Raw genomic sequence first — 15,798 nt, 5'->3', positions numbered from 1 at the left:
GGCATTTGACCATGCACATCTCACACACTAAATTATCAATGACATCAGTTAAAACGAGACGATAATCGCGCGTTAGGCCTTAGCTCAAACACCTAGCTGAAAAAACATCAACAAAGTTAAATGCACCCTATCACAATAGGTGAATTTTCTTTAAGTTAATACTATGCTAGACGCGTTGAATAACAGTTAAAATGTAACTAACTGTTTAAAATATAACCGCAAATTATTTCTAGCATTGCTGTTTATAAAAACTTGAGTAAAATACTCGGGTATAGTTTAACACTTATATCGGACATCTTCATGTAAAATGTTGTCCGCTTTTTTAACGCCAACGGAGAAATAAAATGGCTTTTGAACTACCGTCACTACCATATGCAATCGATGCGCTTGAGCCGCATATCTCAAAAGAAACACTAGAGTTCCACCACGGTAAGCACCACAACACATACGTTGTAAAACTAAATGGTCTAGTAGAAGGCACTGACTTCGAAGGCAAAACTCTTGAAGAAGTAGTATGTAGCTCTGAAGGTGGTGTATTCAACAACGCAGCACAAATCTGGAACCACACATTCTACTGGAACAGCCTTTCACCAAACGGTGGTGGCGAGCCAACAGGTAAAGTTGCTGAGCTAATCAACGCAAAATGGGGTTCTTTCGCTGAATTCCAAGCTGCTTTCAACGACAAAGCTGTTAACAACTTTGGTTCAAGCTGGACATGGTTAGTACAACTAGCTGACGGCAGCCTAGACATCGTTAACACGTCAAATGCAGCTACACCACTAACTGAAGCGGGTGTTACGCCAATCATCACTGTTGACCTTTGGGAACACGCTTACTACATCGATTACCGTAACGTGCGTCCTGAATACCTAAACGGTTTCTGGGCACTAGTTAACTGGGAATTTGCAAACGCAAACCTAGCTTAACACCTGTTTTTGTCAGTAAAACGCATGCGTTTTACTGACATTTCAAAGCTCTTTTCATAATTCCTCACCGACTATTGCACAATATTCAACGCTCTGAAATATAGTAAAGTTTTTTCTTTAAATATCTTTTATTTATCTCGCACAATCAAAAATCCCGTCTAACCTTATAAATAGTGGCTAGTTTTATTGCTGTTGCAAAATTTCCGGTATTTAGGAGGTCTATATGACAATTTTTGATCATTTCCAATCTCGTTACGAAGCCGCAAAAGAAGAAGAATTTACTATTGCTGAGTTTCTCGAGATCTGTAAAGAAGATAAATCCGCCTATGCCAGCTCAGCAGAGCGGTTATTAATGGCGATTGGGCAGCCTGAAATGGTGGATACATCACAAGATCCAACACTCAGTCGTATTTTTTCTAACCGTGTTATTGCGCGCTACCCTGCCTTTAAAGAATTTTACGGCATGGAAGAAAGCATTGAACAAATCGTTGCCTACTTAAAGCATGCAGCTCAAGGGCTTGAAGAATGCAAACAGGTACTTTATTTACTTGGTCCTGTGGGTGGTGGTAAGTCATCACTTGCTGAAAAGCTAAAGTACCTAATGCAAAAAGTACCTATTTATTGCCTTAAAGATTCCCCTGTAAATGATCACCCCCTTTGCTTATTCGACCCAGTAGAAGACGGCAATATTCTCGAAAAAGAATATGGTATTAGCAATCGATACATAAAAACAATTATGTCACCGTGGGCCACGAAGCGCCTGCACGAATTCAACGGTGATATTACGAAATTTAAAGTAGTAAAGCGTTACCCATCTATTCTAGACCAAGTTGCTATCGCGAAAACTGAGCCTGGCGATGAGAATAACCAAGACATCAGCGCGCTTGTCGGTAAAGTGGACATTCGTAAGCTTGAACATTTTGCGCAAAGCGATGCCGACGCATACGCCTATTCCGGTGCACTTTGTCACGCTAACCAAGGCTTAATGGAATTTGTCGAAATGTTTAAAGCACCAATCAAAGTGCTTCACCCATTATTAACCGCAACCCAAGAGGGTAATTACAACGGTACCGAAGGTCTTTCTGCCCTGCCCTTCAATGGTATGATTTTGGCTCACTCTAATGAATCAGAATGGCAAACGTTTAAAGGCAATAAAAACAACGAAGCGTTTTTAGACCGTGTTTACATTGTGAAAGTGCCTTATTGCCTGCGTGTTTCTGAAGAAATGAAAATTTACGAGAAACTACTACAACACTCAGAACTAAACGAGGCGCCATGTGCCCCAGGCACATTAGAGACACTAGCGCAGTTTTCAGTGTTATCACGAATTAAAGAGCCTGAAAATTCAAGTCTTTATTCTAAAATGCGCGTGTACGATGGCGAGAGCTTAAAAGATACCGATCCGAAAGCTAAATCGTTCCAAGAATACAAAGATTACGCCGGTGTTGACGAAGGCATGAACGGCCTATCAACGCGTTTTGCCTTTAAGATTTTATCGCGTGTTTTCAACTTTGATCACACTGAGGTGGCAGCCAATCCAGTTCATTTATTCTATGTGCTAGAGCAACAAATTGAGCGCGAACAATTCCAACAAGAAACCCAAGAGCGCTACCTTGAGTTCTTAAAAGGTTTCTTAATTCCGAAGTATGTGGAGTTTATCGGTAAGGAAATTCAAACCGCTTATTTAGAATCCTATTCTGAATATGGCCAAAACATTTTCGACCGTTATGTAACCTATGCCGATTTCTGGATCCAAGATCAGGAGTTCCGCGACCCAGATACAGGCCAATTATTTGATAGAGCTGCACTCAATGCAGAACTAGAGAAAATTGAAAAGCCAGCGGGAATTTCTAATCCAAAAGATTTCCGTAACGAGATCGTAAACTTTGTTTTAAGAGCACGTGCTAACAACAATGGTAAAAACCCTGTTTGGACGAGTTATGAAAAATTAAGAACGGTCATCGAAAAGAAAATGTTCTCAAATACCGAAGATCTACTGCCTGTTATTTCATTCAATGCAAAAACCAGCGCCGAAGATCAACAAAAGCACGAGGACTTTGTTAACCGCATGGTTGAAAAAGGCTATACAGCTAAACAAGTTCGTTTGCTCAGTGAATGGTATTTACGAGTTCGTAAGTCACAGTAAGTTAGTAGTAATTGTAAAGAAGACCTACGGAGGCGTATATGGCACATTTTATTGACCGACGCTTAAACGGGAAAAACAAAAATACGGTTAACCGCCAACGCTTTATTAAGCGTTACAAGCGCCAAATTAAAGAGGCGGTTTCCGATGCGATTGCCAAACGCAGCGTAACTGACGTGGAAACAGGCGAAAGCATTTCGATTCCAAGTCGTGATATGCAGGAGCCTATTTTCCATCAGGGTAAAGGTGGCAAACGCGATATGGTGCATCCAGGCAATGACCAATTCAGTCAAGGGGACAGAATAAAACGACCCCTTGACGGACAAGGTCAAGGGGCGGGCGAAGGTGATGCCAGTGACTCTGGAGAAGGCCAAGATGATTTTGTTTTTTCCATTTCAAAAGATGAATACTTAGACTTGCTGTTTGAAGATCTTGCACTGCCAAACTTGAAACAGAATCAACTCAATAAGTTAGTTCAAATGAAAACCCATCGTGCTGGTTACAGTAACGATGGAGTGCCTTCAAATATTGATATTGTTCGTTCATTGCAAGGCTCAGTCGCAAGACGCATTGCAATGACCGCAGGCAAAAAACGTCAATTAGCCGAACTTGAGCAAAAACTTGCTGAGCTGACAAAAAACAAAAAGGACAACCAAAGCGAAATTGCCCTGCTTGAAAAAGAAATAGAGCAACTTAAAAATAAAATTGCCACAGTACCGTTTATTGATACCTTTGATTTACGTTTTAGAAACTATGAGAAGCGCCCTGAGCCAAGTTCTAAAGCTGTGATGTTTTGCTTAATGGATGTGTCGGGCTCGATGGATCAAGCAACCAAAGAAACCGCAAAACGGTTTTATATTTTGCTTTATTTATTTTTAACCCGTACCTACAAGGACATCGAAGTTGTTTACATTCGTCACCATACCCAAGCGAAAGAAGTGGATGAACACGAGTTTTTCTATTCGCAAGAAACGGGTGGCACCATTGTATCAAGTGCATTAAAGCTCATGGACGAAATAATCAAAGAGCGCTATGACTCTGAACAGTGGAATATTTATGCTGCGCAAGCATCTGATGGTGATAACTGGGCTGATGATTCGCCACAATGCAGTGATTGGCTTACAAATAAAATTCTGCCTGTTACGCGCTATTACGCTTATATCGAAATCACCACCCGAGCACATCAAAGCCTATGGCGTGAATATCAAGTGCTCGCTGATACCCATGAAAACTTCGCCATTCAACACATTAAATCTGTGGAAGACATTTACCCTATATTCAGAGAGTTATTTAAAAAAGATACCACCGCAGATGTAGCTTAATTTTCAAGGACTAGTTATGAGTAAAAAAGTACTAAGCGATGGTCCTGATTGGACATTCGATTTACTCGGAGAATACCAAACCGAGATTGCTAGGGTTGCAGAGATTTACCGCCTCGATACTTACCCTAATCAGATTGAAGTAATTACCGCAGAGCAAATGATGGATGCCTACTCCAGCGTTGGTATGCCTATTGGCTATAGTCATTGGTCTTTTGGCAAAAAATTTATTCAAACAGAGCAAAACTACAAGCGTGGTGCAATGGGGCTTGCCTACGAAATTGTAATCAATTCAGATCCGTGCATTGCATACTTAATGGAAGAAAACACCATGCCGATGCAAGCGCTTGTTATGGCACATGCCTGCTATGGCCATAATTCATTTTTTAAAGGTAATTACCTGTTTAAAACCTGGACCGATGCAAGCTCTATAATTGATTATTTACTGTTTGCTAAAAATTACATTGCCGAATGTGAACAAAAGTACGGCGTTGAAGAAGTCGAAAAACTTCTCGACTCGTGCCATGCATTAATGAATTATGGTGTAGACCGCTACAAACGACCTCAACAAATATCCCTGTTTGAAGAACAAAAAAGGCAGAAAGAACGCGAGGATTACTTACAATCTCAAGTTAATGAGTTGTGGAAAACCATTCCCTCACAACAAAGCGAAGCTGAAACACAAGCCGCACGTTTTCCCAGTGAGCCACAAGAGAATATTCTTTATTTTATTGAAAAACGAGCACCATTACTCGAAATTTGGCAGCGTGAAATAATCCGTATTGTGCGCAAAATTTCGCAATATTTTTACCCACAAAAGCAAACACAAGTAATGAACGAAGGTTGGGCAACATTTTGGCACTATACCTTGCTTAATCATTTGTACGATGAAGGTAAGTTAAGTGACGCCTTTATGTTAGAAGTGCTGCAATCCCATACCAATGTTGTGTATCAACCGCCTTATAACTCGCCCTACTATTCTGGCATTAACCCCTATGCCCTCGGTTTTAATATGATGGTGGATATTCGTCGTATATGTGAAAACCCAACAGATGAAGACAAACATTGGTTTCCTGAAATCGCTGGCAGTAACTGGCTCGATACTCTGCATTTTGCGATGGAAAATTTCAAAGATGAAAGCTTTATCAGTCAGTTTTTATCGCCTAAGTTAATGCGCGACTTTAAGTTTTTCTCTATTTTAGATAACGAGAAAGAAAGCCACTTAGAAGTGAGTGCTATTCACAATGAATCCGGCTACCACGCCATTCGTCAGGCACTCTCTGAACAATATAACCTAAGTAATTTGGAACCCAACATTCAGGTGTTCAATGTTAATGTTCGAGGTGACCGTGCGCTTACACTGCGTTATACGCCACACAACGATATACCGCTTGCGGACACTAAAGACCAAGTGATTAAACATTTATATCGTTTATGGGGGTTTGACGTGATTTTAGAGCAAGAAGATGCAAACGGTGAAATAAAAGAAATTGCCCGTTGTCCGCTCTCGACTGCGGATAGTATGTAAAAAGCGGCTGTGTGAACAAGTAACCCATCGTCACAACCTAAATTAGGCAAAATCAAACCAAATTAGGTTACATCTCAAGAAACTAAAAAAGGCTTTTAACAAGCCTTTTTTAATTTCTTATAACCATGCTATTTCAGTTATTGATATAGCTAAACACACCAAAAGCCAAACGAAAAATTCGACCCTGAGCTATCTAATTTTCAACTCTCAACACTCTTAATAATGCATTTGCTTCGTTAACATACTCACACAGTTATAAAATTTATATCATAGGCTATAAGTACTTAGTTAAATCAATCTCATCAATTTGTTCTTTTGGCATGTACTTTTGTGCATATTGTTTATACACGCCAGAGCGTAAAAATAGCTTAAACACTTCAATATCAACATGCTGGTCGAGTGACATTTTATGCAAAATATCAATCGCCACACTAAGGGGTTTTGCCTTTTTATAAGGTCTATCGGATGCGGTAAGTGCTTCAAATATATCGGCAAGTACCAAAATACGCTCAGGAATTGATAAATCATCCCCTGTTAATTTTCTTGGATACCCCGTTCCTTTGAGTGTTTCATGGTGAGTTGAGGCATAACGTGGCACATTCGATAATTCACATGGGAAAGGCAACGAATCAAGCATTTTAATTGTGCCGATAATGTGCTCGTTAATAATAAAACGATCTTCCGCGGTCAGTGTGCCACGGCCAATTTTAAGGTTATACAACTCGCCTAAATTCGCTTTATACTCAGGCACTTCAATATTGATACCTAAATGAGGCGCATACTCAACCGCCTGTTCTCGTTTGATGATGTGACCTTTTTTATCAGCTAATAATTGCTCAGTAATTGGCAATACTTCATCAGGTTGATCATTCTTTAACTCTTCAAGCGGTGATAATCCTTTTTTATCACTGAAATGGCGCAGCCATGTACGTTTTGCTATTTCTTCTAAGCGCGTTATTTTGTCTTCTTCCATAAATTCGCCACCTTGGTTAATTTTGGCAACAAATTCGTACTCTTCGTAAAGCGCTTGCTGAGTAGCATTTAGCTCAAGTTGTAATTCGCTTTCGCGTTCTGGCTGTTGCTGCAACTGCTTATAAAAACTAATTTCGGCATCGCGTAATAAGACTTCAAAACGCATTCTTATCTCGTGAATACGGTTATAAATACACTCTAACTTAGTACCTTTATCAACAATGTGTTCTGGCGTTATTATTTTGCCGCAATCATGTAACCATGCTGCTAATTTGAACTCTCGTTTTTTATCATCGGTATCCAGTTTAAATGCTTTAAAGTGAGGTTCGTCGCAATCACTCGCATGACCCACAAGCATAAGGCCCAGTTCTGGTACACGGTTGCAGTGGCCGGCTGTGTAAGGTGATTTATCATCGATTGCTTGCGCTATTAATTTTACAAAGGAATCGAGCAGTTCTGCTTGTTTTGCTTCATGTGCTTGAATAGATTCGGCCATTTGATTGAGCGAATCAAACACATCGTCAATTTCTTTAATAAAGCTATGCTCAACGTCAATTGCGTTATATTTCCGTTGTTTTATTTTTGTATTCTCTGCACTTAAACGGCGCATTGCAGCGACAATGGGGCTCGCAACAAAGTAGGTTAATGGCATTAACAAACACAAAATAATGGTTGTCACAATTATTGATTTAGTGACATAGCTTAGCCCTTCTGAATACGCGAGCTTAGTGGGGATCAACAAGGCTAAGTAATTTTGTTCTTCTGTACCAAGCGTTGTAGGTGCGATAAAAAGTAAATAGTCGGTATTTTCAATTTCGATAACTTGTAAGCGATTATGGTTAGCATTGTCTTTTGACAGAGTAATTAATTGCTTATAAGGCACAACTGTTGAGGCATCCACGGCCTGAGCGCTTCGATCAAACGTTAGCCACTGCTCAGATAAATAAGCAAGTTCCTGTTGCGTTACATTTTCAAGTGCAAAGTTTAGCAGTTCAATAATTTTGTTGTCTTTTGCTACCATACGAAGGTGTGTATCAAAACTTAATAAGCTCGCATCAATATTTGTATGAAATTGCAGCCCGTCAATAAAAAACATCTTCGCCGTATAGGCTAGTATCAACTGACTATCAATTGCGGCATCTACCGTGCCATTTTTAACTGCTAACAGTGCCGTTTGTAAGTCGGCGACTTCAACAATGGTGATTTCAGGGTAACTGTGCTTTATTGCTGCAACCAGTGACCAGCCTTCAGGAATGGCTAATCGCTTATTATTAAGATCAGAAAGAGATGAAATCGTATTATTTTCGGGTAAGGTTGCGAGTGTCAGTGGTAAATTAAGCAAAGGCTTAGAATATACGCCCCACTGTTTATTGCTCAATGTTTGATGTACTGGCTGCAACACATCAATTTTGCCATTTTGATACAAAGAAACTAACTCAGACCACGTATAACCATTGATAAAATTAATCTCTAGGTTAAGTTTTTGTCCGAGTAAGGAGATTAATGTTGGTGTATACCCTTTCGGCATACCTGAAATGGAAAAGTCGACCGGCGCCCAATTTATTTCATTACTTACACTAAGAGAGCCAACTTCCTTTACTAATGCTTGCTGCTCACTAGAAAGCGTTAACGGCTCAACATTAAGTACTGCGTTATCTTTGCCATCTAAATTGCTAAGTAGTAACTCACCTTGACTATCATAAATATACGCTTCAATACTGTCTGAGTTGCGATTATGCTCAAAGCTGCCATTAAGCTGCTTAGCGATTGTTTGCAATGTTAAGTCAACGGCCACAACATGGTTGGTGCCATGAACAATCTTCGAATAGGTTTGGCCAGAAGCCTGTAAATGATGAAATAGATAAGGTGGGGATTTTACAACACGTTTTGTATTGGCGTTAATAAACCAGTGCCTGCTACTTGCATCATAATCACTCTCTTCAACTTTACTGTGTCTTACCTGCAATTTATCGTTAAGGTACTCAGTTTTTCTAACTCTTTGCTCATCATCGGTATAAATATGTATTTTAACAAACCGGTCTTCCATTGCGGCATTAAGCTGTTTCCGGACTTTTTGGTTGGTCTCAAGATTAATCAACTCATAAAAATCGCCATTATCAAATCCATAGTAAATGGCATAAAAATCATTATGATCAATTAGCAGCTCAGTGAGAATCTGGTCTGCTTCTCCAACAAGCGTATGACCTTCAATTAAAGATGAATATTTAGCGAGTAATGATGTAGTGTTCTTCGCCGTATCATCCATTTTTGATACAGATAATTCAACTTGCTTGGCAACTTGTTCAGCAAACTGCTGACTGGTGCTTACCGTAATTTGTTTAGAAAAGTAGTATTGTAAGCCAATAGCAACGCATGCAGTAATTACAGCAATTAACAAACAAATAAACGCGAGCGTTACGCGAAAAGTAATTCTAGTACTTGAAAACATCGTCCCTGCCTGTTTTTTTTCTTAGAGTTTAGTTCTATTTTTGAACAAGCGCCAAATACTTATTGTTTGTTTTATATAAATTTTTTATCTTAACTCATGTGCTTTTCTAAATTGTCCTTGGTAGTCAAAAATTCGCTCTATCACTTTATTTTTACCTTTGTCTCGTTTTGCAACCACAAAGTCCGGCACCTTTAGCAATGATTGATGAGTAACGATTGAGTTAGGGTTAGAAAAATCAATTTTACTGGTAACACCCACACGCAAAAACTGCCGTTTAAAATAAAATGACGCTTTATCTGACGATAAGCTAAAATATTCGCTCACGTCTGCACCATCTTCATCATGATAAGTCACTTTCAGTCGCTGATTATGTGCTTCTAACTGCATGCCACTGACGCGCAATACCAACGCATTTTTTAAATTAAGCGCATCGCGTAACTTATCATCAGGATCAACAATAGGTTGATGGCACTGATGACACTGCCTCGCGGCAATATCATTTTGTGCGCCACACTGCTCACATTCTTTATAGCGAAAGCGAAAATCACACTGCTCGCTATGCCCCTCGTCTTCTAAGATCCCCTGACAACGACGACCAAAATGCTCTATGACTTTGCCATCACTATCGGTTTTACCCCAAAAGGTGTTAGCAAAACCACAACCGGGGCACAGCACCTGCACGGGTTCACTGTCACTATTAGGTTTAACGCTGCCAACCTCGGGGTGAAATAAATCAAAACCATTAGCGGCATAATCAATGACCAAGCATTCGGTTTTACCTTCAGCAAGGCGTAAACCCCGCCCCACAATTTGTTGATACAAACTAACCGACTCGGTTGGCCTTAAAATAGCGATAAAATCCACATGCGGTGCATCAAAGCCTGTAGTGAGTACTGATACATTCACCAAATATTTAATGTCTTTTGCTTTAAATCGACGAATAATTGCATCGCGTTCAGCGTTATGGGTATCACCAATCACCAGCGCACTTTGCGTTTTTGGTAAATATTCAATGATCTCTTGTGCGTGTTGAATGGTTGAAGCAAAAATCATCACCCCCTGACATGAGTCAGATAGCTCAAGCACCTGATTAATTATCGCTTTAGTCGCACGCTGATTTTCTTTAAGCAGTTGATTGAGATCACGTTCGCTAAAACGCCCAAACGTATCTTTACTGAGTGAATCAAAGTCATAGTGCGTGATTGCGGCGTTGATTAATTTTGGTGGCGTAAGGTATTGATGCTTAATCATATACCTTAATGGCAGTTCATAAATGCAATGTTCAAACGGGGCATTTTCATCTCCCCTGACAAAGCCATGATAGTGAAAGCGGTAAATAAATCCCATGCCTAATCGATAAGGTGTGGCGGTTAGACCCAGCACTTTTAACTCAGAGTTATTCCCTTTTACATGGGCAATCAACTTTTGATATTGTGAATTATCATCGCCAGAGACGCGGTGACATTCATCGATAATCACCAATGAATACTCGTCATTTAGTGCATCAAGGTTTTGCCCAAGTGACTGAACGCTGGCAAAGGTAACCTGGTGTGCAAGCGACTTTTGCTTAAGCCCTGCAGAATAAATGCTCGCTTTTAAGCCAAAACTTTCATATTTTTCATGGTTTTGCTCAACAAGCTCTTTAACATGTGTCACCACCAGTATTTTTTTACGTGCAAGACGCGCAAGTTCGGCAATTACTAAACTTTTCCCTGACCCTGTTGGTAATACAATAACCGCTGAGCGACTGCTTTTGCGAAAATGAGTTAAGGTTTTTTCAACCGCTTCTTGCTGATAAGGTCTTAGTTGATACGCCACGTGATACTTGCTTTGATTATCGAGTTAATCTAATTATGCCATTAGGTTTTGCAATCATGAAACCAACATTTCACCCTTCGCTTTTTAAAAGTACAATAATGGTTTCTTTTATTAGGTTGCAGTGTTACTATAGCGCGCCTTTTTTAGGTGAGAGCTTTGGTCGCGAAGCTTTCAACATACTTTAATTAAAATATTGGAGACATTCATGTCTAACGAATTATACACATTAGATGCAGAAGTACGTTCTGACTTAGGTACTGGTGCGAGCCGCCGCCTACGCCGTGCTGACAAAGTTCCTGCTGTTCTTTACGGTGCAGAAAAAGAAGCTGTATCTCTTACTCTAGCTCACAACAAAGTGATCAAAGCACAAGAAGATGAAGGTTTCTACAGCCACATCCTTACTTTAAACATTGGCGGTGAAAAAGTTGAAGCTATCCTTAAAGATATCCAACGTCACCCATTCAAGCCTAAAGTAATGCACTTAGATTTCCAACGCGTTGACGCTAACCACAAGATCCACACTAAGGTTCCTGTACACTTCCTTAACGAAGAAGCTGCAACTAAAGGCGGTAACACTGTTGCTCACCTTGTAACTGAAATCGAAATCACATGTCTTCCAGCACAACTTCCTGAGTTCATCGAAGTTGACGTTGCTGCGTTAGAAGTTGGTGCAACTGTACACCTTTCTGATATCGCTCTTCCAGCTGGTGTTGTTTCAGTTGAGCTTGCTAAAGGCGCAGATCACGACCAAGCTGTTGTGACTTTAAACGCTCCTAAAGGCGCTGCTGCTGAAGAAGCTTCTGAAGAAGCTGCAGAATAATTATTAAGGTGTTAGCACCTTGAATAATATTCAAATGCTTGTGGGCCTGGCTAATCCAGGCCCCGAATACGCAAAAACCCGTCATAATGCTGGTGCATGGTTCATCGAAGAACTTGCCAAACGTTACAACTGCATTCTCAAACACGATTCTAAACATCACGGCCTAGTTGGCAAAGTGATTATCCAAAATCAAGAATTCAAATTATTGATACCTACTACTTTTATGAACTTAAGTGGTAAAGCGGTCAGTAGTTTAGCCAATTTTTACAAAATTCCTGTTGAAAATATTTTAGTCGCACACGATGAAATGGACCTTGAGCCTGGTATTGCCAAAATTAAAAAAGGCGGTGGACACGGCGGCCATAACGGACTAAAAGACATCATTAGTAAAATGGCAAACCAAAAAGAATTTATGCGTTTGCGAATTGGTATTGGTCACCCAGGTCATAAAGACAAAGTCACTGGCTGGGTACTAGGCAAAGCCCCCGCCGCAGATCAAGCTTTAATTGATGATGTGGTGGATGAGGCAGTTCGCTGCATGGAAATACTAGCAAAAGACGGTGTGTTAAAAGCACAAAACAGATTACATACATTTAAACCAGTCGCTTAAGACTGGTTTAACTTAGTTTAAGGTTTATTATTATGGGTTTTAAATGTGGCATCGTTGGTCTACCAAATGTAGGTAAATCAACACTATTTAATGCACTTACGCAGGCTGGTATCGAAGCTGCAAACTTTCCATTTTGTACCATCGAACCAAATACAGGTGTTGTTGCGGTTCCAGATGCACGCCTAGATCAACTAGCTGCTATCGTAAATCCACAAAAAGTACTGGCAACAACAATGGAATTTGTTGATATTGCAGGTCTTGTAAAAGGTGCGTCAAAAGGTGAAGGTTTAGGTAACCAATTCCTTGCAAATATTCGTGAGACTGACGCAATTGGTCACGTTGTACGTTGTTTTGAAAATGAAAACATCGTACACGTTGCAGGTCAAATTGACCCTGCAGACGATATTGACGTTATCAACACTGAGTTAGTACTTGCTGATATGGAAGCGGCTGATCGTGCAGTGCAACGTAACGCTAAAAAAGCAAAAGGCGGCGACAAAGACGCAAAATTCGAGCTAGTTGTACTTGAAAAAGTGAAAGCGCACCTTGATGAAGGCCTTACACTTCGTTCATTAGAGCTTGAAAAAGAAGAAAAAGCAGCAATCCAGTACATCAACTTCTTAACGATTAAGCCGACAATGTACATTGCTAACGTAAATGACGATGGTTTCGAAAATAACCCATTCTTAGATAAAGTGCGCGAGATTGCAGCACAAGAAAACGCGGTAGTTGTTCCTGTATGTGCTGAAATCGAAGCTGAGCTTTCAGAGTTAGACGACGAAGACAAAAAAGAGTTTATGGATGACTTAGGCTTAGAAGAGCCAGGTTTAAACCGTGTAATTCGCGCGGGCTATGAATTGCTTAACTTACAAACCTACTTCACTGCTGGTGTTAAAGAAGTACGTGCATGGACTATTCCTGTCGGTGCAACGGCGCCGCAAGCTGCAGGTAAAATCCACACTGACTTTGAACGCGGCTTTATTCGTGCTCAAACCATCGGCTTTGATGACTACATTGAGTTCAATGGCGAATCAGGTGCTAAAGAAGCAGGTAAAATGCGTCAAGAAGGTAAAGATTACATTGTTAAAGATGGCGATGTAATGAACTTCTTATTTAACGTATAAGAAATAGTGTTTTAAAAGGCTCGCATTTGCGGGCCTTTTTTCTTTCTACTGGCCCATGCTAGGGCGCCAAGACAGCTTTAATACTAAATTCAAATGTTCACTCATTAACTAAGCGTGCTTATCTGAAGCAAATCCCAATTTATCCATTTCACAAATCCAGCTTAATTTGTTCAACTCAACTTCAGATGTGTATTCAAAATACTAAAGCACCTCAACTTAGAAAACCTGTTATTACTGCAATCAAGGGTTTTGCTTAATGTAAAGTTCATATTCGTGAAACAAAAGTACGGGCCAATAACATATAAACCTAAAGTAAAATTACGCTATAACAATGCGATAAAGACATTCGTTATCCAGATCTGCAATCACTGGCAACCTTACAGTTGTTCATAATTCCGCTGCGATATTTAGATATGCTTAAAAGATAAGCTAGCAATATTCCTTAACGTTACTATTTTCACTTCTTAACGCAATAAAATACGCAGCATCCGCAAGTAAAAATGAATGAAGGCTTTTAAATATTTAAATTCCAGCAGTACCCTTTGTATAATATTTAACTTAAACAACCTTCTGTTTTGCGGTTTTTTGTTCAGTTCGAATAAAAAAAACGCAAACAACTCGGAATATTCATTTTTTTGAAAAAAAGGTGTTGACGGATTTGGGGGTAATCAGCATAATACGCCCCGCATCAGCGATGATGACAACGAACAAAACATGGCTACGTAGCTCAGCTGGTTAGAGCACATCACTCATAATGATGGGGTCCCCTGTTCAAATCAGGGCGTAGCCACCATGTTTTAAAACATGCTACCATAGTTTTGTTTAAGTATGCGAAAGTTGCGGGATTGGCCAACGTTTTGAATTAGACGCTGGATTTAGGTTCCAATATTACTCGAGCAATATGCGGGAGTGGCGGAATTGGTAGACGCGCTGGATTTAGGTTCCAGTATCTTCGGATGTGAGAGTTCAAGTCTCTCCTTCCGCACCATGTTCTGATAGGAACTAAAACTATCTACTACCATTGCTGGAGTATCGCCAAGCGGTAAGGCAGCGGGTTTTGATCCCGCCATTCCCAGGTTCAAATCCTGGTACTCCAGCCATCTCTTCTAGAGATACCCTGTGCGGGAGTGGCGGAATTGGTAGACGCGCTGGATTTAGGTTCCAGTATCTTCGGATGTGAGAGTTCAAGTCTCTCCTTCCGCACCATGTTCTCGATAAGAACTAAACTAATCACTTTCTCGAAAGAGTAATCGTTGGAGTATCGCCAAGCGGTAAGGCAGCGGGTTTTGATCCCGCCATTCCCAGGTTCAAATCCTGGTACTCCAGCCATCTTTCTTAGAGAAGCCCTATGCAAAAGTGATGGCATTGACAGATGTCTTGAAATAGACGCTGGATTTAGGTTCCAAATATACTTAAGCAATATGCGGGAGTGGCGGAATTGGTAGACGCGCTGGATTTAGGTTCCAGTATCTTAGGATGTGAGAGTTCAAGTCTCTCCTTCCGCACCATGTTCTCGATAAGAACTAAACTAATCACTTACTCGAAAGAGTATTCGTTGGAGTATCGCCAAGCGGTAAGGCAGCGGGTTTTGATCCCGCCATTCCCAGGTTCAAATCCTGGTACTCCAGCCATTGGCTACGTAGCTCAGCTGGTTAGAGCACATCACTCATAATGATGGGGTCCCCTGTTCAAATCAGGGCGTAGCCACCATGTTTTTACATGACTACCAAAACAGTTTATCTGTTGAAAAATACCCATGTGCGGGAGTGGCGGAATTGGTAGACGCGCTGGATTTAGGTTCCAGTATCTTCGGATGTGAGAGTTCAAGTCTCTCCTTCCGCACCATTTTTCAATTATACTTCCTCTTTTATCTCTTTTATCTCTTTTATCAAAATCTAACGCTGTTCTGTTAACTGTCTAGTGTTAATAATCAACGTTTACTCCTGACCCAAACTATTCAGTTTTAATTAAATTAATAACGTTGTGCTAAATACCTATTTTTTGAGATTATGATCATACGTAACGTTAGATGAATGAGATTTGGGGGTAAGCGGACTTCTCTAAACAAGCTTTTATCGCAAGCTAGACT

Annotated in this window: 9 protein-coding genes and 9 tRNA genes; 16 read left to right on the top strand and 2 right to left on the bottom strand. The window is 40.3% G+C overall.

Annotation, left to right across the window (positions count from 1 at the left end; all coding sequences use genetic code 11):
• Positions 1-344: 344 nt before the first annotated feature.
• The 4 genes from L1068_RS00090 (at position 345) to L1068_RS00075 (ending at position 5,916) form a co-directional block, all read left to right on the top strand.
• Positions 345-926 carry a Fe-Mn family superoxide dismutase gene (locus L1068_RS00090; RefSeq protein ID WP_010560387.1) on the top strand — a complete coding sequence of 194 codons (582 nt, stop codon included), beginning with the start codon at positions 345-347 and terminating at the stop codon, positions 924-926.
• A gap of 223 nt (positions 927-1,149) precedes the next feature.
• On the top strand, positions 1,150-3,072 hold the full coding sequence (locus tag L1068_RS00085) for a PrkA family serine protein kinase (protein ID WP_237128533.1): 1,923 nt from the start codon (positions 1,150-1,152) through the stop codon (positions 3,070-3,072).
• A 38-nt stretch (positions 3,073-3,110) separates the two neighbouring features.
• Positions 3,111-4,391: a YeaH/YhbH family protein gene (locus L1068_RS00080; RefSeq protein WP_237128532.1), complete on the top strand. Its 1,281-nt coding sequence runs from the start codon at positions 3,111-3,113 to the stop codon at positions 4,389-4,391.
• A 16-nt stretch (positions 4,392-4,407) separates the two neighbouring features.
• Entirely contained in the window at positions 4,408-5,916 is a 1,509-nt protein-coding gene (locus L1068_RS00075; protein ID WP_237128531.1) for a SpoVR family protein, read from the top strand.
• Between the two features lie 274 nt (positions 5,917-6,190).
• On the opposite strand, the gene L1068_RS00070 is transcribed toward L1068_RS00075, so the two are convergent.
• Together L1068_RS00070 and L1068_RS00065 are read right to left on the bottom strand one after the other, a co-directional pair.
• Positions 6,191-9,337 carry an HD domain-containing phosphohydrolase gene (locus tag L1068_RS00070; protein ID WP_237128530.1) on the bottom strand — a complete coding sequence of 1,049 codons (3,147 nt, stop codon included), beginning with the start codon at positions 9,335-9,337 and terminating at the stop codon, positions 6,191-6,193.
• Between the two features lie 84 nt (positions 9,338-9,421).
• Positions 9,422-11,155: a DEAD/DEAH box helicase family protein gene (locus L1068_RS00065; RefSeq protein ID WP_237128529.1), complete on the bottom strand. Its 1,734-nt coding sequence runs from the start codon at positions 11,153-11,155 to the stop codon at positions 9,422-9,424.
• A gap of 205 nt (positions 11,156-11,360) precedes the next feature.
• Between L1068_RS00065 and L1068_RS00060 the strand changes: the two genes are divergently transcribed.
• The 12 genes from L1068_RS00060 (at position 11,361) to L1068_RS00005 (ending at position 15,554) form a co-directional block, all read left to right on the top strand.
• Positions 11,361-11,975 (top strand): 50S ribosomal protein L25/general stress protein Ctc, encoded by a 615-nt coding sequence (locus L1068_RS00060; RefSeq protein ID WP_237128528.1) that lies wholly within the window; start codon positions 11,361-11,363, stop codon positions 11,973-11,975.
• A 19-nt stretch (positions 11,976-11,994) separates the two neighbouring features.
• Positions 11,995-12,585 carry an aminoacyl-tRNA hydrolase gene (gene pth, locus L1068_RS00055; RefSeq protein ID WP_010560394.1) on the top strand — a complete coding sequence of 197 codons (591 nt, stop codon included), beginning with the start codon at positions 11,995-11,997 and terminating at the stop codon, positions 12,583-12,585.
• 32 nt (positions 12,586-12,617) lie between these two features.
• Complete coding sequence (gene ychF, locus L1068_RS00050) at positions 12,618-13,709, top strand: redox-regulated ATPase YchF (RefSeq protein WP_237128527.1); 1,092 nt, start codon at positions 12,618-12,620, stop codon at positions 13,707-13,709.
• Positions 13,710-14,425: 716 nt separating this feature from the next.
• Positions 14,426-14,502: transfer RNA gene (locus L1068_RS00045), tRNA-Met, on the top strand.
• Between the two features lie 110 nt (positions 14,503-14,612).
• A tRNA-Leu gene (locus L1068_RS00040) sits at positions 14,613-14,697 on the top strand.
• Between the two features lie 37 nt (positions 14,698-14,734).
• Positions 14,735-14,809 (top strand) — tRNA-Gln (locus L1068_RS00035).
• A 21-nt stretch (positions 14,810-14,830) separates the two neighbouring features.
• Positions 14,831-14,915 (top strand) — tRNA-Leu (locus L1068_RS00030).
• A 48-nt stretch (positions 14,916-14,963) separates the two neighbouring features.
• Positions 14,964-15,038, top strand: a tRNA-Gln gene (locus L1068_RS00025).
• A 94-nt stretch (positions 15,039-15,132) separates the two neighbouring features.
• Positions 15,133-15,217 (top strand) — tRNA-Leu (locus L1068_RS00020).
• Positions 15,218-15,265: 48 nt separating this feature from the next.
• Positions 15,266-15,340 (top strand) — tRNA-Gln (locus L1068_RS00015).
• Positions 15,341-15,342: 2 nt separating this feature from the next.
• A tRNA-Met gene (locus L1068_RS00010) sits at positions 15,343-15,419 on the top strand.
• Between the two features lie 50 nt (positions 15,420-15,469).
• A tRNA-Leu gene (locus tag L1068_RS00005) sits at positions 15,470-15,554 on the top strand.
• Positions 15,555-15,798: the final 244 nt, after the last annotated feature.

It is taken from the genome of Pseudoalteromonas sp. MMG024 (assembly GCF_021654175.1).
In the GTDB taxonomy this organism is placed as follows: Bacteria; Pseudomonadota; Gammaproteobacteria; order Enterobacterales; family Alteromonadaceae; genus Pseudoalteromonas.
The sequence above is the reverse complement of the archived record's forward strand: the minus strand, read 5'-3'. Positions and strand labels throughout refer to the sequence as shown.